This is a genomic window from Pilimelia columellifera subsp. columellifera (genome assembly GCF_039532605.1).
In the GTDB taxonomy this organism is placed as follows: Bacteria; Actinomycetota; Actinomycetes; order Mycobacteriales; family Micromonosporaceae; genus Pilimelia; species Pilimelia columellifera.
The window spans coordinates 1-736 of record NZ_BAAARY010000084.1 but is presented as its reverse complement, the minus strand read 5'-3'; the positions used below and the strand labels follow the sequence as shown (position 1 = coordinate 736).

Below are 736 nucleotides of genomic sequence, written 5' to 3'. Positions count from 1 at the left end.
GTGAGCTGCCGTTGTTGGTGCGGTTGTTGGTGGTCGGTGAGCGGGAGTTTGTGTTGGTGGTGGTGGTGCATCACGTGGCTGCGGATGGTTGGTCTATGCCGGTGTTGGCGTCGGATCTGACGCGGGCGTATGCGGCGCGGTGTGCTGGTGGTGTGCCGCGGTGGTCGGCGTTGCCGCTGTCGTATGTGGATTATGTGTTGTGGCAGCGGCAGGTGTTGGGTTCGGAGGGTGATCCGGATTCGGGGTTGAGTCGGCAGTTGGCGTTTTGGCGGCAGCAGTTGGCGGGGTTGCCGGTGGAGTTGGCGTTGCCGGCGGATCGGTTGCGGCCGGTGGTGTCTTCGCAGCTTGGTGGTGAGGTCGGGTTTGTGGTGCCGGCTGGGTTGCATGGGGCGTTGGTGCGGTTGGCGCGTTCGGGTCGGGCGTCTTTGTTCATGGTGTTGCAGGCGGCGTTGGTGGGTTTGTTGTCGCGGTTGGGTGCTGGTGTTGATGTGCCGGTGGGTACGCCGGTGGCGGGTCGTTCTGATGCTGGGTTGGAGGGTTTGGTTGGCTTTTTTGTGAATTCGTTGGTGTTGCGGGTTGATGCTGGTGGTGATCCGTCGTTCCGTGAGTTGTTGGGGCGGGTGCGGGAGGTGGATCTGGCGGCGTTTGGGCATCAGGATGTGCCGTTCGAGCGGCTGGTGGAGGAGTTGAATCCGCAGCGGTCCCTGGCACGCCACCCCCTCTTCCAAACCATGCT

General features: G+C 63.0%; 1 protein-coding gene. It reads left to right on the top strand.

Features of this window, described 5'->3' with window-relative positions; genetic code table 11:
* Positions 1-736: condensation domain-containing protein (locus tag ABD287_RS18430; RefSeq protein WP_344174817.1), on the top strand; the 736-nt coding region annotated here is incomplete at both ends.